The sequence below is a fragment of the Parasediminibacterium sp. HNIBRBA5674 genome (assembly GCF_056745525.1).
In genome coordinates this window covers 138,972-156,801 of sequence record NZ_JBQWIE010000002.1, presented here as the reverse complement: position 1 = coordinate 156,801, position 17,830 = coordinate 138,972, and the positions used below count along the sequence as shown (strand labels likewise).

The following is a 17,830-nucleotide window of genomic DNA, read 5'->3' as shown; positions in this document are numbered from 1 at the left end:
AAAATTCACCACATAGAATCATAGGCATATAGAAAAACTAGAGAATCACTGTGGCAACTTCTTTTAACGCTGCGGCAAAAAAGAAAAAATTAAATAACAAAATTTTTAATCACTCCTTCACAAATCTTCCCTTTAGGGATTGAGGGCAAAAATTAAACACCATGAAACAATTATTAGTTATCGCAAGCCTTTTTATGGCAACTTTAGTAAGCGCACAAGGTAAATTTGAAGCAGGTATGGCAAAAGGTTTAGGCATGATGAAAGAAGCTAAAACCGCACCTTCATTAGTAGAAACATCTGCATTTTTTGAGCGCATAGGCGATGCAGAAAAAACACAATGGTTACCTTATTATTATGCAGCATTAAGCTTGTATCAAAGTGCTTGGGCTGACCCAAAAGCCGACAAAGACAAAGTAGGCGAAGCTTGTAAAGTATTAGTATCTAAAGGTATGGCGATAGAAAAAACTGCCGACCTATATTGCCTAGAACAACAAGTTGCAGTGTTACAAATGATGGTAGATGCAATGAACCGCTGGCAAACTTATGGTGCTGCTGCAACTGCTGCATTAGAAAATGCCAAAAAAGTAGATGCAACAAACCCAAGAATTTACTACTTAGAAGGTATGACAAAATTTAATACACCAGAAGCATTTGGTGGTGGTAAAGCAGTTGCAAAACCTTTGTTCGCAAAGTCTGTAGAGTTATTTAAAACCTACAAACCTGCTACACCGTTTCACCCAACATGGGGTGCTGAAGAAGCGGCAAAACAATTAGCTGCTTGTAACTAAGATCTCTAAACCTTCCAAGTCTCACAGACTTGGAAGGTTTAAAATCATAAATCCTAAATCAGCAATCATAAATCATAGCTATGCCTTCACTTTTTACAATTCTCATAAGCCTACATGTAGCTGGTGGCACTACTGGTTTAATTACTGGTGCAGTAGCTGCATCGGTAAAAAAGGGCAGTAAGTTGCACAATAGTAGCGGCAAGCTATATTTTTATGGTATGCTGCTAGCATCTTTGGCTGCGTTAGTTATTAGCTGGTTGCCTAATCACCACAACCTGTTTTTATTTGCTGTGGGTGGCTTTACGCTGTACATGATAACGAGTGGTTACAGAATGATACATTTGAAGCGCCAATTAAAAACAACTGATTTTCCAATTGGGGTAATTGATTATGCCATTACGCTTTTTGCTATTGTATTTGGTGTGTTTTTAATTGTATTGGCTTTTATAGGATTGAAAAACGGCAACACGTTTAGCATTGTACCGGCTGCATTTGGTGGTATTTGTATTAATTATGCAAGATTAGATTATGGCTTGCTAAGTGGTAAAAAGCCACTAAAAACACATTGGATGGCTAACCATATTACAAGAATGATGGGTGGCTTAGTTGCCACTTACACAGCTTTTTTGGTAGTAAACGTACACATTCAACAACAATGGATTTTGTGGTTATTGCCTACTGTTGTTGGCTTTGTTCTAATTGCGAAGTTTTTAAAACAATATGCACCTAAAAGCCTAAAGTAGTGCAAAGCCTACAAGCAGGTACTTCGTAAACTCAGTATAAACTTTCAACGAAAGCTTAATAGTAGCAATGCTGCTGGTTAACAAAAAATAAAGAACATGGAAAACAACAATTTTTCGCCTCAAGAAAGCTTGGCACTAATTGAAAGCATGATACAAAAAGCGCAAAATAAGTTTGCTGAAAATGGGCATTTGTACCTGCTTTGGGGCTGGACAGTTTTTGTGTGTGGCATTTTACAGTTTGTGTTGTTACATTTTTTTCAATACCAAGACCATTATAGAATTTGGATGATTACTTGGGTGGTAGTGATTTATCAAGTAGTGTATTTAAAGCGTAAACAAAAAGAAAGAACTGTAAAAACGTATTACGACGAAGTGATTGGTTTTGTATGGATAAGCTTTGTAACTGCGATGTTTTTGATAGGCTATGCCATTACTAACACTCAGGGTATGTTTAGCCAATATTACATATTGTTTACACCCTGTATTATTGTATTGTATGGAATACCAGTATTTCTTTCTGGTATATTGTTGCGGTTTAAACCTTTAACAATTGGTGGTATTGGTTGTTGGATAATCAGTTTTGTAGCAAGTACAAGTCTAACCAAAGTGCCTTACGATTATCAATTGCTATTTATACCGGCTGCAATGCTGGTGGCATGGATTGTTCCTGGCTATTTAATGCGTAAAAAATACTTACAAACGAACTAATTATGATGAACGAAGAAACACCAATGAACGAACAGGAAAGCCTGCGCCTAATAACCGATATGATTGCTAAAGCAAAGGCTAGCCACTTTCATGAAGATGGTACAAGTGCTATTTTGTGGGGCAGCGTGGTGGGCTTTTGTGGATTAGTACATTTTGCTGAGCAATATTTTAATTTTAGTATTCACTTTGACGTTTGGATTTTAACGCTTGTAGCATTAGTGCCACAAATTTTCATTAGTATTAGAGAAAGTAGAAACCGTGTTGTGCGTTCTGATATGCAAATGGCCATGGATGCAGTGTGGACGGTTTATGGTATTAGTGTTTTTGCCATGATTGCTTACATCAATATTATACCTTACAGCTCTGCCAATTTATTTGCACAAAGTGGTGTGAGTTTGTTTCAAAAAAATGCAAATGGTGTGGTAGAACCTTTTAGAGCTTTTGCTTTAAGCGGCAGTTCGTTACTGATGATTTTATACGCTTTTCCTACGCTTGTTACTGGTTTGGCTCGCCGTTTTAAGCCTATGATTTATGGTGCAATAGCTTGCTATATTTTCTTTTTCATTTCGTTGTACACATCTACCATGTACGATAATTTACTGGCAGGTTTGGCAGGTGTAGGCAACTGGTTAATTCCTGGATTGATTTTACGTAATCGTTACAAAAAAGGAAAAAGCTGCTAATGTTTAAAGAACTTGATCCCATATTACATTCGCAATTACGCCTAGCAGTTATGAGCTTACTGATAGGTGTAAAAGAGGCTGAGTTTACTTTTATAAAAGATAAAACCAACGCTACCGCTGGCAATTTATCTGTACAAATACAAAAGCTTAAAGATGTAGGCTATGTAGAAGTGACAAAGCAATTTGTAAATAATTATCCGCAAACTACTTGCAAAATAACGCCTGTAGGTATAGCCGCTTTTGAAGCTTATGTCAAGGCTTTGCAAGAATATTTAGTGCCTAAGAATTAAGTATTTTACAACTAAAATATAATTAGCTGTTTCGTAGCGCTTGCGATACTTAATAATGCTACTATCTACCTCTTTTTTATCAATTAATAAATAATTGGCAACCGATTTACCAAAATTTGCTTGGTCAGTTTTTATGGTATTTCTACCATCAAAAAGCCTTAACGCTCTTGGTTTTAAAAAGCCAATAATTTCATGCTCAGGAATATTCTTAGCTATAAATTGATAAATGTCTTGCATCTCTTCTGTATAAGCGTGATTACTACTTTCTTGCTTCACTAATACCGTTTGCTTAATAGTGTATAAAGTTGTTCGAAGCACAAACAACAAGAGTATTACATGTAAATATTTTACGTTAATCTTGAATTTAGCAGATAAATACAACGCACCTTTTAATAAAAAGAACAACACAAAAGGTATTAACGGAAACAGAAATCTTATACCTTGAACCCCAGGCCAAACGATTAAAACCACACTGAAAAAGCCAGTATATACGATAAAAGTCTTTGCTTGCTTCCAAATTGAAAACAGCCCAGCTAACACTACCAATAATACAGGTACAAACAACCAATAATTTTTAAAGAAGAAATAAATGGCTAGCAAATGCGCATAATACAATAGATTAGAAATAATACTTTGTATAGATACTTTACTAAACAGCAACTCAAAATGATTCTCGCCACCTTTAGGTAAAACAATATTTACCAAAACAAATAACAAACAAAATATGAGGTAAGGAATGGCATATTGAAAGTTACTTTTTTGCCAAAAATTTTTAAACCTAACTGTATGTACTTGATATACCAAAAGAGTAGGCAATAGTACAATACCTATATCTCTTGTAAAATAAGTGAAGAAAATACACAAGCCAATGATGACTTGATTGAGTGCATTATTACTTTTTTTCATCAGCAACAAACTCAAAAAACTGAAGAAAAAAAAAGGAAAATCAGATAAAATTTCATCAGAAAATGAAACAAAGCTGAAATGAAAAACAAAAGCTAGAATAATAAAAAATGGATAAATACTATTGGTAAAATATGGCTGCAACAGCTTGTACACAATTGGTATTGCTGCAACAAAAAATAGACTACAAAAAACCTTCATAGCTATAAAATGTACACCAAAGCAATAATAAATTGGGCTTAACAACAATGGAAAACCATTTGGATACAAATAAGGCCCTACCAACTCTGAAGAATGCTGCATAGCAAATTTGTTGCTAGCATACAAGCTTCTAATAGTGCCATTTGTAAGCGCCTTTGCTTGCTCAATATATAAGGCAAAATCATCACCCCAATTGTGGCCATCTTGTATACACAAGCCCATAAAAACTGCCGCCAACAACATGATGCCGATAAGCAGATAATTTTCTTGTTTGGGAGAAAGCGTCATGTATGCTTTTGCTTGGTTAAAGATGTGAAGATATAGGCAAAAGATAATTTAGCTACTGCTGAGGTTATGTTAATTCGGCTGAATTAAATCCCACAAATTGCCAAACAAATCTTTAAATACGGCTACGGTACCATACGCTTCTTTTGATGGTTCTCTTGCAAACGCAATACCATCTGCTTGCATTTGGTGGTAGTCTCGCCAAAAATCATCGGTATATAAAAATAAAAATACCCTACCACCTGTTTGGTTACCTACCCTACTTATTTGCTCATCACCTACCGCTTTGGCTAGTAAGATGTTACAAGCATTTTGCGAACCTTTTGGGGCTATTAATACCCACCTTTTGGTATCGCTTAGTTGGGTATCTTCTACCAAAGTAAACTGTAGTTTTTGGGTATAAAATGCAATGGCTTCATCGTAATCTGCTACTACAAGGGCAATATGTGCTAGGCGCTGTTTCATGTAAAAATTATTATAAAAATAAGGCGAAAAAGTGCACAACATGGGCAAAGCTGCGCAGCGAACAGAACGTACAAATGTGCGACGCAACGGAGATAAATAGTATATCTACAGCCGATAACCCCAAAAAAGCTTTAAGATGCTTGCTGTGGTTGACTTTTGAGAAGTATTTTTAATTACTTTTGCAGCCCGAAATAAAAAAATTCGGAATTTTTTATGAACTTTTTCATTAAACAATTAAATGCAGATGCACAGGATAGTGTTGCAGCCCCTGAAGAGGTTGTAGAAGCTACAACTGCAACAACAAACGCACCTGTAGAAGAAACTGTTGCCCCTGAAGCAACTGTAGAAGCAGCAACTGAACCAGTTGTGGCTTACCAACCTGTAGCAGAAGTTATTGCTACTGCACATGATGACTTTGACTGGAGCGTTGACAAACGTAACGTGAGTTTGTACTCTAGCGAAGAAAAATTAAAGTACGATAAAGTGTACGAAGACACTTTTGTACAAATTGCTGATGGTGAGATTATTAATGGTGGCGTTGTGGGTCTTACTAAAACTGATGTGGTTGTAAACATTGGTTTTAAAAGTGATGGTTTAATTTCATTGAATGAATTTCGTGATTACCCAGGCCTTAAAGTAGGTGACGAGGTAGAAGTAATGGTGGTTGAAAAGGAAGATAAAAACGGTAACCTTACATTAAGCCGTAAGAGTGCTAGAATTTTCCGTGCTTGGCAGCGTATTATGGAAGTTCACAAAACTGGCGAAGTTGTTACTGGTTTAGTTACTAGTAAAACTAAAGGTGGTTTAATTGTGGATGTATTTGGTATGGAAACTTTCTTACCAGGTAGCCAAATTGACGTTAAACCAGTTACTGATTACGATCAGTTTGTAGGTAAAACAATGGAATTTAAAGTTGTTAAGATTAACGAGACTATTAAGAATGCCGTTGTATCTCACAAAGCCTTAATTGAAAGCGATATTGAAGCTCAACGTGTTGAGATCATGAGCAAATTAGAGAAAGGCCAAGTACTAGAAGGTATTGTGAAAAACATTACTGACTTTGGTGCATTTATGGATCTTGGTGGCCTAGATGGTTTACTATACATTACCGATATTTCATGGGGTAGAATTTCTCACCCAAGTGAGGTATTGAAAATGGATCAGAAATTACAAGTGGTTGTATTAGACTTTGATGATGATAAAAAACGTATCAGCTTAGGTTTAAAACAATTAACTCCACACCCTTGGGATGTATTACCAGAGGGCCTAGCTGAAGGTAGCATTGTAAAAGGTAAAGTTGTAAATATTGAAGATTATGGTGCTTTCTTAGAAATTCAACCAGGTGTTGAAGGCTTAGTACACGTAAGTGAAATTACTTGGGCTAACACTCCTATCAATGCTAAAGAATTCTTTAAATTAAGCGACGAATACGAAGCTAAAGTTGTAACACTTGATAAAGATGCTCGCAAAATGAGCTTGTCTATCAAACAAATGACTGAAGATCCTTGGAGCACTATTGAAAACAAATATGCAGTAGAAAGCAAGCACAAAGGTTTAGTGAAAAATATCACTCCTTATGGTGTTTTTGTTGAATTAGAGCCAGGTATTGGTGGTATGATTCACATCAGCGATTTAAGCTGGTTGAAACGCTTTAATCACCCAAGTGATTATGTGAAAGTTGGTGAATACATCGACATCATTATCATGGGTATTGATAAAGACAATCGTAAATTACAATTAGGTCACAAACAATTAGAAGAAGATCCTTGGAATTCTCTTGAAGATACATTTGCAATCGGTTCTACACACGAAGGCACTGTAACTCGTAAAGATGATAAAGGTGCTTTGGTACAATTGCCTTACGGTTTAGAAGGTTTTGCACCAGCTCGTCACCTTGCAAAAGAAGACGGTAAAACTGTAGTTGCAGAAGAAACTTTACCATTTGTGGTAATTGAATTTGATCGTAACGAAAAACGCATCTTGTTAAGTCACAGCCGCGTTTGGGAACAAGTTCAAGCTGAAGAAAAAGAAGCAGTGAAGAAAGAAGCAAGAGCTGAAGCTGAAAACACTAAGAAAGCAGTGAAAGCTGTTCAAGCTAAAGTTGAAAAAACAACTTTAGGTGATATTGGTGCTTTAGCTGAATTACGTGCGAAATTAGAAGGTGGCGAAGACGCTGCTAAATAATTAGTAACAAATTAGCTTTTATAAAAACAGCCATCTTACGCAAGTAAGGTAGCTGTTTATTTTTTGGATTGATAGAAGACGGAGAAAAAGGATTTGAGGAATTTGCACATATATAAACTAAAATATATTAGACATTAAGACAAAATCCTTTTTTTCTATCTCGTCAGTGTCATCAGTCTTCCTATCCTACCTTTGCATTATGACAGCATTAACTGACATGAACCAGCCTGTTATACTTTTTGATGGGGTTTGCAATTTGTGCAATGGTGCTGTGCAATATGTAATAAAACACGATACAAATAATCGCTTCTTATTTGCCTCACTACAAAGCAAATTTGGGCAGCAAATACTAGCAACGCATCAATTAAGCAATACCAATTACAATTCTTTTATTCTATTGCAAAATGGTATTATTTACCAACGGTCAACTGCTGCGCTTACTGTGGCTAAACAGTTGAAAGGCGCTATTCGATTTTTGCATTGGTGCATTATAGTACCAACATTTATAAGAGATGGTGTGTATAATATTGTTGCAAAAAATAGGTACAAGTGGTTTGGTAAACAAGAGGCTTGTTGGTTACCTACACCTGAATTGAAGAGTAGATTTTTGGATTAAATTGTACAATCAAAAAAGCCAATCCTTTTACAGATTGGCTTCTCAATATTCAAACTCACAACAATTTATTAAGCTTTCATCAACTGAACGCTTCTATTGATAAAGTTGGTTAACTCGGCACCTTTCAATAAACCTTGGGATAATAAAGCCAAGTCAGCTAAATTTCTAATTTGCTTACCTCGTTTTTCTACATCTGGCTCTTGTAACAAACTTGTATAGATTGGGTGATTACCATTTACAGTTAAGGTTACTTCGTCTGGCATTTGTGCGTAAAATGCCGTCATACCGCCACCAGCAGCACCCATATCTTTCATACGTCTCATAAACTCAGGACGAGTTGCTACCACGGGTGCATCATTATTTACCAACCCTTTTACTTCTACTGTTAAGTGCAAATCGCTTACTGGAAACTCAAATAATTTCTTGAGGCTTTCTGCATCTTCTTTGCTTAGTACGCTATCGGTATTTTCTTGTTTATCTACAAGATTATCTACTATATCAGCATCTACACGTACAAACGCTACATTATCCCATTTCATTTCCATGTGGTTAATAAATGCAGCATCTACAAGGGTTTCAGCTTTTACCACGACATAGCCTTTTGCCACAGCAGCTTGTATATAAGCATCTTGCTGAACAGGATTGGTGGTGTAAATAATAACGTGCTTACCTTCTTTATTTTTTTGTAAAGCTTCGGTTGCAGTTTTATATTCATCAAGGGTAAAGAATTTTTTCTCTACCGTATTTTCCATTATTAAAAACTTGTTGGCTTTTTCCAAGAACTTGTCATCGGTCATCATACCATATTTCACAAACAAGCCCAAGCTTTCCCATTTATCTTCAAAAGATGCTCTTTCGTTTCTAAATAGTTCGTCTAATTTATCAGCTACTTTTTTTGTTATGTGCGCATTAATTTTTCTAACGTTAGGATCGCCTTGCAAGTAACTACGGCTCACATTCAGAGGAATATCCGGACTATCAATGACACCTTGCAACAACATCAAAAATTCAGGAACAATTTCCTTCACCTCGTCTGTTACAAACACTTGATTGCTGTACAATTGAATTTTATCTTTTTGTATTTCGTAGCTCTGCTTAATTTTAGGGAAATACAAAATACCTGTTAAGTTAAACGGATAATCTACATTCAAGTGAATCCAAAACAATGGTGTTTCGTTAAAAGGATATAATTCTTTGTAAAAGTTTTCGTAGTCTTCTTTCGTTAAATCACTTGGCTTTTTTACCCAAATTGGGTTCGTATTGTTGATGCTTTTTTCTGCCTCAGCATCTTCTTTTTTCTCTTCTGCAACATCAATAAAATAAATAGGTATCGGTAAAAATTTGCAGAACTTGTTTAAAACAGATTTTACCTTGCTTGCCTCTAAAAATTCCTTGCTATCTTCATTAATATGCAAGATTATTTTTGTACCACGGTCTTTTTTCTCTACCTCGTACAATTCAAATTCAGGACTACCGTCGCAGCTCCAATATACCGTAGGCGCATCTAAATTGTGGCTTTGAGAAATCACTTCTACCTTTTCAGCCACCATAAACGCACTATAAAAACCCAAACCAAAATGACCAATTATACTTGCATCTTTATACTTGGTCAAAAACTCTTCTGCACCACTAAAAGCCACTTGGTTCAAGTATTTATCTACCTCTTCTTTGGTCATACCAACACCACGGTCGCTAAAGGTTAAGGTCTTTTCCTTCGCATCTAAAATCACATCAATTCTTAATTCGCCCAAATCACCTTTTGCTTCACCAATAGACGATAAAGTTTTCACTTTTTGCGTCGCATCAGTCGCATTACTAATCAACTCACGTAAAAAAATATCGTGTTCACTGTACAAGAATTTCTTGATAATCGGGAAAATGTTTTCCGTATTTACCCTAATCTGTCCTTTTTGCATAATCGTGTATTGTTTATGTTATTTTTTCATTGTTGTTAACAGCTACAGTACTACTATTTAGCTGTTGTTGCGTCGCACACTTGTACGTTTGTCTTGGTATTCAGCTTTTATCTAAGCGTAGATTTAGCTTCAATAGCCTGTTATCAAACACAGTACCACCAACACTTACCCTGCCATCATGACAACTTTACGAGTGGCAATTTTTTCTTTCAAACAAAACGTGCACAAAATATCTTGCACAAAATTTTGCACACTTTAAAATGCTCATCCTATAGCACAATAAAAAAGCCATCCGAAAATCGGATGGCTATAATTTATTTTTATTTCCCCATTAATTACCTACAATCTTCACATTATCAATTTGCCAATTTGTTGTTTTAGCAGGTGCCGCGGCTCCACCTTCGTACACAAATGCAATGTAAACAGTACCAGTGTAGCTACTTAAATTAACATTACCAGATGGTGTAAATGCTATACCTGCGCCATTGGTAGATGTTCCGGGACTAAGTGTACATAAAGAAGATATATCATTCCAAGTTACACCAGCTACCCAAGGGTTACCAACGCCAGAATAATTATTTGATACCAAAACTTTTAATGTAGAACCATTCGCAAAAGTTGCTCTACTTTCGAAAGTAAAAATTTCAGAAGTAAACGTGCTGAAGTTAATACCTCGTGTTACTAACCATGATTTTACAGTTGGGTCTGCAGGTGTACCAAATGCAGTTGCTTGCGCACATTTACTAAATCCAGTTGCAGAAACCGAAGTAAAAAATCTAGTCCCAACTTCTGGTCCATTAAACCAATTTGTTAATGCAATGTTGCCAGTTGTAGATTCGAAATTTTCATCTAGCAATACAGTACCAGTACCGCCACCACCAGTTGCACCACCCACAACATCTGTTAAATTACGAATACCTATTTGGTTGGTAGTATTAAACCTACCTACTATAGCAGTGATAGATGTTACAGTACCAGTTGGGTAAGCTGTAGCTTGAAACGTTGCCCCAGAACGTGTAAAATGCGTAATAGTTGCAGTACCATCGTTAATAATTGTGCTACCATTGCTACCCCAAGTGCCAGCAGTACCACCGGTAATAGTTGCGTTACTTAATCTTACCAAAGTTGACTCCCATGCATCAATATTTGTATTAATTGCTGCACTAGTAGTTGCTCTTGGTGTAATTGTTTTTCCTGTACTTATTAGTGTAGCATTAGCTAAAGGCACAGTAGCAACTTGCAATAGACCACTAAATTTATCAATAGTACCTCCAGAAATAGCAACATCAATAGAATCGCCTAGGTTAAACGAATGTGCTGCATCAAAACGCACCACTATACCTGCAAGGCCATTACCTTGTTGTAGTACTAAATTTTGTGCTTGCATATTTGCGCCTGCCTTATCAGAAATTACAATACCAGTAATTCTTCTAGCACTAGGTGCTGCTGCTGGGCTACCGGTATACAATGCTTTTACATCAGAAATATTGATGACGGTTGTAGGCCCACCAATAACTACCCCATTACAACGTGTAGCATAAAATTTCACATCGCTTGTGTCACGGACAAGTAATTGCTTAGTAGTTCTGAAAATAGTATAAATAGCATTGATAATACCATTACCAGTAGGTACTTTATAGCTTGCAAAGTTGGCAAAGCCACTTGTACGTACCATTACCTCACTACTTGCACCCGAACAGTTTTGAATTAATAATTCGCCCGTAGCTTTGTAAGCAGAAGTATCAGCATATGTTTTTGTGACACTTCCAGCAACAAATTCATAGTTACTTAATTGAATCAAAGAACCAAGATATGGATCCTGCATATTGGTTGTTAGCTGACTGAGTGAAACCGTTTTAGGTACTACAGGATTATTTAGAGAACCGCCAGTGATATATTTCGAAATTAGCGCACTTGGTATGCCTTCTAAAGATGGGCTATTATTAACAAAGGCTTTAATGCCTAATTGAATTAGACCATTATAATCACTTACAGTAAGTCCGTTACAGTTAATAAATAATTTACGACCTACAGGGTAAGAACCGTACAAACTGGTAGCATCTAACAACACATTAATTGCACCAGTTGAGTCTTGGATATATATATTTTTATACAAATTGCCGCTTTTATCATCGGCAATAACCACACCCGATATTATTAAATCGGTTTTAATTTCGTCGTAAGCACCAGCTACAGTATGCCTAGCTTTTAAAGCTTTAATAGTTGTGTTAGCGGTAATATTCGGGTCAGTTGGATAAGGTGGCTCATCAAATTTTTTGTTACACGACATAACAATTGTTGCAGCCAGCAGCATTATTACTGAGAAAGCTAAAAGAAATTTATTATTTTTCATCTTATTTGTATTATGATTTTATGAATGTTTGATAAAAAGATTTATTGGAAACGATAAATGATGCTTGCAAAGAAATTGGTACCATAAGCATAAAACAATTTTGGTGGAAATTTGCTTACATCCTTGGCATCAAAATCAAAACGCAATTGTTCAAAGCCGCCAGTAATCAATTGCTTGTTATTAAGCAAATTATTTACACCAACATTAAATACTAAATACTGACTGTGTTTAGACCCTCTTTGCCTTGGTAATCTATAACTATAACCACCAAAAAAATCTAAAGTAGCTTGTGGCTTTAAGCGTGTTTGATTTAAAATTTCATTCCACTTATCGCTATCTTTAGCTACACCGTTTACAGCAGCTTCTGTTCTACGTATAGGGTTAAAATCTAACCACATTTGATCGAAATAATTGCCAGTAAGTGTAAAGTACCAAAACTTAGGGCTACGATAAGATATACCTAAACTGTAAGCTTCTTGCGGTGTACCACCTACTCTAAAGTTTTCAGAATACACTGTTTCTTTGCTTAATACTACAGCACTATTATCTTGTGTTACAGTTGCTTGTTGCTTGCTATCGTAGTAATACCTACCAATTGCAGCAGCACCTACTAAGGATAAATTTCTCATAATTTTTGCGTCAAAACCTAATTCAGCACCAAAATGCACTTTATTTATATTACTCAAAGCGTAGTTTACAAAATTCCTATAATCATCATGGTAAAAGGTAATAACATTCATTTGATCTTCAAACTTGGTGTAGTAACCAGTTAATCTCACCTTAATTTTTGGCGCATTCAAAACATAACCCCCTTCTAATGATGAGATTTTTTCACTCGTAATATTATCTTGTGTTAAGTCACGCGTTCTTGGTGAAGTGTACACATTATCAAAATAAGGCGCTTTTGTAAGCATCGCACCATCAACATACAAGTAATTTCTACCATCAATTTTGTAAGTAATGCCTCCTTTAAAAGCATAGTTATTAAAATTGTAAGTAGTAGATTGACCGTAAGAATTGTTTAAATACAAACCGTTTTTGTAATTACCGTTTCTATAAAACTGAGTATTAGAAATTTCGCCACTTACAAAAAAGTCAACTTTATTATACTTTACCACAAATTGTTGCCAAGCTGCCGATTTCATAATATTGATATCGTAGTTATAACCAAATTTATCATCTTTAAGTAAAATTCTATTCGGTGCTAATGCATTGTTTTGTGCTGCCAATGGATTTGTAGGAAAATCTCTTTCTGCAAACTGATTCAAATCAACATAAAACTCGCCACCTAACAAATCACCTACTCTTTTAAAATAGTTATTTTTTTGGTTCTGGAAAGATGCACCAGCAGTGTAATCTAGGTGATTATTAATCTTTTTATTAAATACAGTATTTACATTGAATTTTTTTGTATCAATAGCACGTTCTTCTACAATATATCTTGAGCGCCTACCAGATACATTATTACCAGCAATACCATTTACGTCTTTAACCGTTTCAAAACTGCCATAATTAGTTAAATACAATTTATCCCAATTAATTTGGCTTAGAGATGTATTAGTTGCAAACTCATCAGCTACTCTTTGTTTTAAAGTAGCATCTTCTTGATAACTTGGTAAGTATCGGTAGTAATCTGGTCTTGGGTCAGCAGAGTTGTTCCAATCTAAAGCCGTCGTTGCCCTTTCGCCAAAAGAATAACCTAATGCAGTAACTAATGAGCTTTTGTTAGAAATTCTAAAATCATGCGTAAGTATAATGTAAGGCTGATGCGTTTTTGCCACATTTGTATTACGTTTTTTTCCATTTTGATAACCCCAAGCTGGATTGTAATAATTACTTCCTACTAAATCCATCGCTTCTTGCACCGCTGCCGTCTGACGGCCATTTTCTGTAGGCGCACCAAAAGCCACTAGAGACAATAAATGTTTTTGACCAAAACGCTTATCTACACCTAAAAAGTAGCTATAACTATTATAATAAGTACCAGGTACATAACCTTCATCAGCACCTCTAAAGCTACCTGCAACTACATAAGCCCAGCCCTTTTTACTAATGCCAGAACCATGATAAACATTTACTCTGTGTGTATAATTTCTATTACTCAACGAGTAGCCTACTTGAGTTTGCTCACGCTGTTTACTTGCTCTAGAATCTATACTAGTACTACTTCCAATATCGCCAAAGCTAAAAGTGTTGTAACGCAAGCCAATAGACAAATCTCTGCTACGCATTACATCATTTAAGCCGCCCCATAAACCAAATGGGGTAAAGCCATTGTCTAAGTTATCCATAGGAATACCATTCATAAAAGTGGCATTCAAATCGTTATCGTAACCACGCATTCTAAAACGCGCAGGGCTAAAATTATAGGCTGATGCAGAATAAAAAGGATCTCTTCCTGCTGTAAGAATAGATGATATGTTTTGTGCGCTACCGCCATCCCCAAAATCATTGTCATCAAGCGAGACAGTTGGAATATTATCCAAAGCATTGTCTTTTAACTCTTCTACAATAGCGCTATCTATACTTTTACGTACGGTATCTTGTATAGGTTTTTGCTTCTCTTTAATTTGTGCCCAAGCGCTATTTATAACCAATAACGCAGACAAAAAGAATATCAATTTTCTCATAAGTAAATTTTGTTCCAAATACGAAAATAGGTTATTGTTACATAAAATTGTCAATCTTTATTTTAGTAATACAATGATAATACTACAAATTCTGCAATTTTTAGTGTCATAACTGTATTTTTACCCTTTAAGAAATTATATGAAGAAAATTTTTATTTTACTTTTAACATTACCTTTCTGGACATTTGCACAGCAAAAAAACTATAAAGTAGCTATTGTAGCATTTTACAACTGCGAGAACTTTTACGATACAACAGATAACCCTAGGGTAAATGATGATGAGTTTACACCTAAAGGCCCTCGCAATTATAATAGCAAAATCTACTGGAATAAAGTTGAAAAATTAGCTACTGTAATATCGCAATTGGGTACGGATATTAGCCCAGATGGACCAGCTATTTTAGGTGTTGCGGAAATAGAAAACGATACAGTGCTAAATGATTTAATACATCATCCACTCCTTAAAAGTCGTAATTACAAATTTGTACATTATGATAGTAGAGATGCTCGTGGTGTAGATGTGGCATTAATTTATAACCCAAAATATTTTACACCTGAAGAAAGTAAAGCACTTTTTGTAGCGCTACCAAGCGGCAGTAAAGATGCCTATTATACTAGAGATGTGCTTTGGGTAAAAGGTAAGTTTGATGGTGAAACCATTCATGTACTCGTAAATCACTGGCCTAGCCGTGTAGGTGGCGAGGAAAGAAGTGCACCAGGCCGTGCAGCAGCAGCAGCAGTATGTAAAGTGCAAATGGCTAAAGTAGCAGAAACAGACCCGAATGCAAAGTTTGTAATTATGGGAGACTTAAATGATGACCCGGTAAGCCCTAGTATTACAGAAGTTTTAAAAGCTAAAGCTAAAATTGCTGATGTAAAACCTGGTGGTATATACAACCCTTGGACAGATTTGTATAAGAAAGGTATTGGTACATTGGCTTATCAAGATGCATGGGGCTTGTTTGATCAAATTATGATTAGTTACCCATGGTTAAGCAAAGACCAAAGCGGCTACTTCTTCTACAAACAATACATTTTTAATAAAGAATTTTTGGTAGAAAATATTGGTAAATACAAAGGCTACCCAATGCGCACTTGGGATGGCTTAACCTACCGTGGTGGTTATAGTGATCACTTTCCTACTTACTTAATGATGGTGAAAAAATTAAACTAGATCAGTTTAAAAATAAGCTTTCTGATAAATTTAGACCTGTTAGATTTTGAAAAAACTAACAGGTCTTTTAATGATATCTTAAACTACTAATTCTTGTATAATATCGTCCATTGTTTTTGGTGTATTGTAAAAACTCAGTAGCTTCTCTATCACACTTTCTACCACAGCATCTGGGCAGCTTGCACCACTTGTAATTAATATTTTTGCAGGCAGTTGTTGTGGTAAATAATTAGCAATTACCGATGTGGCTTTTGTGTGCCAATTGCAGTGCAACACTTCTTCTTTTGATAGCAATTTATTAGGGCTATCTATAAAATACGTTGGCAATTTTTGTTCGCACAACTCTACCAAATGCGATGTGTTACTACTATTATAACCACCAATCACTAATGCTAAGTCAGCCCCTGTTTGTAGTAAACCTGTTACCGCTGTTTGGTTATCGTTAGTGGCATAGCAAAGCGTATCTCTTGTATCAGCAAAACGCTCACCAATAGTTGTATCATCTAGTTGGTAATGTGTGGCAACTAATTGTTTTAAATAATCAGAAATAGCTTGTGTATCTGTAGCTAGTTGCGTGGTTTGGTTAATAACGCCAAAGCGCTGTAGGTCTTTGGTAATATCAAAACCATCAGAATATTGTCCTTTAAATTCTGTATAAAAATGTGCCGCATTTGCTTCACCAATAATGTATTTACCCAAAGCAATGGTTTCAGCCATATCATTTACAATAATACTTGGTGTATTTGCAGCCGCATGAGAAAAAGTAGCTCTTGTTTCTTCATGCTTTGGCTTACCGTGTATTACAATACTGTAGCCTTTTTTAGCAATTTGTTCTCCGCGGTTCCAAACCTTCTCTACAAAAGGGCAAGTTGTATTGTATTTTTCTGTAGCAATGCCTTTTTCGTTTAACAATGCCTCTATAGATAGCGTTGCACCAAAAGCTGGAATAAGCACTATATCGTCTTTGGTAATGTCGTCAAAACTTATCAGTTGCTTACCATAAGTATCTTGCAAAAACTGTACACCACGCGCTTGTAAATCTGCATTTACTTGTGGGTTATGTATCATTTCGCTAAGCAGAAAAATACGTTTGCCTGGATTTTCGTCGATGGTTTTAAAAGCAATTTCTATAGCATTTTCTACACCATAGCAAAAGCCAAAATGCCTTGCAAGAAATATTTGCACCGCACCAAAATCTAGCAACGTAGGCGAAAAGTCTTTCTTCAACTTGTCTTCGCTTTTACGCTTTGCTTTTACAGCGCTTATTAATTGGCTGCGGTAAATATTAGGAACTTCAAATTGCTTCATGATAAAGTATAATAACAACAAATAAAGTAAAGAGTTCTAAACCTTGTGCGCTATTTAAACTTTATAAGGCTAACGATTTTCTCAAGATATTTTTGGTCTACAATATCAAAATCATCTAGCTTTTCGCTATCTACATCTAGCACCGCAACTACATCACCATGTACCAAAATTGGTATTACAATTTCACTTTTCGAAGCACTGCTACAAGCAATATGGCCAGAAAATTTTGAAACATCAGGCACAATAATCGTTCTTGCTTGCGCCCAACTTGTACCACAAACACCCTTGCCTTTATGTATTCTTGTACAGGCTATAGGTCCTTGAAATGGCCCTAACATCAACTGCTCGCCTTTTACTTGATAAAAGCCTACCCACAACCAATTAAACTGTTGCTTTAAAGCGGCTGTAACGTTAGCCAAGTTAGATATTAAATACTTTTCACCCTCTACCAAGGCTGCTATTTGCGGTACTAAATCTATGTATTGCTCTTCCTTAGTACCTTTTGCAATGTGTAAGTCTTCTGCCATAATTTTAGTTGATTATGGGCGAAGATAAATAGTTCGGTAAGAAGTTGTATCACCAT

At 35.8% G+C, this 17,830-nt stretch carries 15 protein-coding genes; 8 read left to right on the top strand and 7 right to left on the bottom strand.

Going from position 1 to position 17,830, the window contains the following annotated elements:
• Nucleotides 1-161: 161 nt before the first annotated feature.
• The 5 genes from ACT9TX_RS02115 (at nt 162) to ACT9TX_RS02095 (ending at nt 3,212) form a co-directional block, all read left to right on the top strand.
• Nucleotides 162-788: a hypothetical protein gene (locus ACT9TX_RS02115; protein ID WP_481336550.1), complete on the top strand. Its 627-nt coding sequence runs from the start codon at nt 162-164 to the stop codon at nt 786-788.
• 80 nt (nt 789-868) lie between these two features.
• Nucleotides 869-1,531, top strand: a complete 663-nt coding sequence (locus tag ACT9TX_RS02110; protein WP_481336549.1) for a DUF2306 domain-containing protein — start codon at nt 869-871, stop codon at nt 1,529-1,531.
• Between the two features lie 96 nt (nt 1,532-1,627).
• Nucleotides 1,628-2,239, top strand: coding sequence for a hypothetical protein (locus ACT9TX_RS02105; protein WP_481336548.1), 612 nt, complete (start codon nt 1,628-1,630; stop codon nt 2,237-2,239).
• A gap of 2 nt (nt 2,240-2,241) precedes the next feature.
• Nucleotides 2,242-2,922, top strand: coding sequence for a hypothetical protein (locus tag ACT9TX_RS02100; RefSeq protein WP_481336547.1), 681 nt, complete (start codon nt 2,242-2,244; stop codon nt 2,920-2,922).
• On the top strand, nt 2,922-3,212 hold the full coding sequence (locus ACT9TX_RS02095) for a winged helix-turn-helix domain-containing protein (RefSeq protein ID WP_481336546.1): 291 nt from the start codon (nt 2,922-2,924) through the stop codon (nt 3,210-3,212). Before ACT9TX_RS02100 ends, ACT9TX_RS02095 begins: the two co-directional genes overlap by 1 nt.
• Here ACT9TX_RS02095 and ACT9TX_RS02090 read toward each other — a convergent pair.
• Nucleotides 3,195-4,604 carry a hypothetical protein gene (locus ACT9TX_RS02090; protein WP_481336545.1) on the bottom strand — a complete coding sequence of 470 codons (1,410 nt, stop codon included), beginning with the start codon at nt 4,602-4,604 and terminating at the stop codon, nt 3,195-3,197. The genes ACT9TX_RS02095 and ACT9TX_RS02090 overlap by 18 nt on opposite strands.
• A 69-nt stretch (nt 4,605-4,673) precedes the next feature.
• Complete coding sequence (locus tag ACT9TX_RS02085) at nt 4,674-5,066, bottom strand: VOC family protein (protein ID WP_481336544.1); 393 nt, start codon at nt 5,064-5,066, stop codon at nt 4,674-4,676.
• Nucleotides 5,067-5,279: 213 nt separating this feature from the next.
• On the opposite strand from ACT9TX_RS02085, the gene rpsA reads away from it, so the two are divergent.
• Together rpsA and ACT9TX_RS02075 are read left to right on the top strand one after the other, a co-directional pair.
• Nucleotides 5,280-7,250, top strand: coding sequence for a 30S ribosomal protein S1 (gene rpsA, locus ACT9TX_RS02080; RefSeq protein WP_481336543.1), 1,971 nt, complete (start codon nt 5,280-5,282; stop codon nt 7,248-7,250).
• A 199-nt stretch (nt 7,251-7,449) separates the two neighbouring features.
• Nucleotides 7,450-7,866 carry a thiol-disulfide oxidoreductase DCC family protein gene (locus ACT9TX_RS02075; RefSeq protein WP_481336542.1) on the top strand — a complete coding sequence of 139 codons (417 nt, stop codon included), beginning with the start codon at nt 7,450-7,452 and terminating at the stop codon, nt 7,864-7,866.
• Between the two features lie 68 nt (nt 7,867-7,934).
• On the opposite strand, the gene htpG is transcribed toward ACT9TX_RS02075, so the two are convergent.
• The 3 genes from htpG to ACT9TX_RS02060 all read right to left on the bottom strand — a co-directional run bounded on the left by htpG (nt 7,935) and on the right by ACT9TX_RS02060 (nt 14,765).
• Nucleotides 7,935-9,782, bottom strand: coding sequence for a molecular chaperone HtpG (htpG, locus tag ACT9TX_RS02070; protein ID WP_481336541.1), 1,848 nt, complete (start codon nt 9,780-9,782; stop codon nt 7,935-7,937).
• Nucleotides 9,783-10,113: 331 nt separating this feature from the next.
• A complete protein-coding gene (locus ACT9TX_RS02065) occupies nt 10,114-12,135 on the bottom strand; it encodes a DUF5689 domain-containing protein (RefSeq protein WP_481336540.1) in 2,022 nt (673 codons plus the stop codon).
• A gap of 41 nt (nt 12,136-12,176) precedes the next feature.
• Nucleotides 12,177-14,765 carry a TonB-dependent receptor gene (locus ACT9TX_RS02060; protein ID WP_481336539.1) on the bottom strand — a complete coding sequence of 863 codons (2,589 nt, stop codon included), beginning with the start codon at nt 14,763-14,765 and terminating at the stop codon, nt 12,177-12,179.
• A 139-nt stretch (nt 14,766-14,904) separates the two neighbouring features.
• Between ACT9TX_RS02060 and ACT9TX_RS02055 the strand changes: the two genes are divergently transcribed.
• Nucleotides 14,905-15,939: an endonuclease/exonuclease/phosphatase family protein gene (locus ACT9TX_RS02055; RefSeq protein ID WP_481336538.1), complete on the top strand. Its 1,035-nt coding sequence runs from the start codon at nt 14,905-14,907 to the stop codon at nt 15,937-15,939.
• 78 nt (nt 15,940-16,017) lie between these two features.
• Here the strand turns inward: ACT9TX_RS02055 and ACT9TX_RS02050 are convergent, their stop codons facing one another.
• Together ACT9TX_RS02050 and ACT9TX_RS02045 are read right to left on the bottom strand one after the other, a co-directional pair.
• Nucleotides 16,018-17,247 carry a 4-hydroxy-3-methylbut-2-enyl diphosphate reductase gene (locus tag ACT9TX_RS02050; protein WP_481336537.1) on the bottom strand — a complete coding sequence of 410 codons (1,230 nt, stop codon included), beginning with the start codon at nt 17,245-17,247 and terminating at the stop codon, nt 16,018-16,020.
• Between the two features lie 50 nt (nt 17,248-17,297).
• Nucleotides 17,298-17,774 (bottom strand): GAF domain-containing protein, encoded by a 477-nt coding sequence (locus ACT9TX_RS02045; protein ID WP_481336536.1) that lies wholly within the window; start codon nt 17,772-17,774, stop codon nt 17,298-17,300.
• Between the last annotated feature and the right edge of the window lie 56 nt (nt 17,775-17,830).

Excerpts from the sequence above, each read along its gene's own strand:
- ACT9TX_RS02090 (WP_481336545.1), bottom strand. The coding sequence starts at position 4,604 with ATGACGCTTTCTCCCAAACAAGAAAATTATCTGCTTATCGGCATCATG.
- ACT9TX_RS02115 (WP_481336550.1), top strand. The coding sequence starts at position 162 with ATGAAACAATTATTAGTTATCGCAAGCCTTTTTATGGCAACTTTAGTA.
- ACT9TX_RS02105 (WP_481336548.1), top strand. The coding sequence starts at position 1,628 with ATGGAAAACAACAATTTTTCGCCTCAAGAAAGCTTGGCACTAATTGAA.
- ACT9TX_RS02060 (WP_481336539.1), bottom strand. The coding sequence starts at position 14,765 with ATGAGAAAATTGATATTCTTTTTGTCTGCGTTATTGGTTATAAATAGC.
- ACT9TX_RS02085 (WP_481336544.1), bottom strand. The coding sequence starts at position 5,066 with ATGAAACAGCGCCTAGCACATATTGCCCTTGTAGTAGCAGATTACGAT.
- ACT9TX_RS02045 (WP_481336536.1), bottom strand. The coding sequence starts at position 17,774 with ATGGCAGAAGACTTACACATTGCAAAAGGTACTAAGGAAGAGCAATAC.
- ACT9TX_RS02110 (WP_481336549.1), top strand. The coding sequence starts at position 869 with ATGCCTTCACTTTTTACAATTCTCATAAGCCTACATGTAGCTGGTGGC.
- ACT9TX_RS02065 (WP_481336540.1), bottom strand. The coding sequence starts at position 12,135 with ATGAAAAATAATAAATTTCTTTTAGCTTTCTCAGTAATAATGCTGCTG.
- htpG (WP_481336541.1), bottom strand. The coding sequence starts at position 9,782 with ATGCAAAAAGGACAGATTAGGGTAAATACGGAAAACATTTTCCCGATT.
- ACT9TX_RS02050 (WP_481336537.1), bottom strand. The coding sequence starts at position 17,247 with ATGAAGCAATTTGAAGTTCCTAATATTTACCGCAGCCAATTAATAAGC.
- rpsA (WP_481336543.1), top strand. The coding sequence starts at position 5,280 with ATGAACTTTTTCATTAAACAATTAAATGCAGATGCACAGGATAGTGTT.
- ACT9TX_RS02100 (WP_481336547.1), top strand. The coding sequence starts at position 2,242 with ATGATGAACGAAGAAACACCAATGAACGAACAGGAAAGCCTGCGCCTA.
- ACT9TX_RS02055 (WP_481336538.1), top strand. The coding sequence starts at position 14,905 with ATGAAGAAAATTTTTATTTTACTTTTAACATTACCTTTCTGGACATTT.
- ACT9TX_RS02075 (WP_481336542.1), top strand. The coding sequence starts at position 7,450 with ATGACAGCATTAACTGACATGAACCAGCCTGTTATACTTTTTGATGGG.
- ACT9TX_RS02095 (WP_481336546.1), top strand. The coding sequence starts at position 2,922 with ATGTTTAAAGAACTTGATCCCATATTACATTCGCAATTACGCCTAGCA.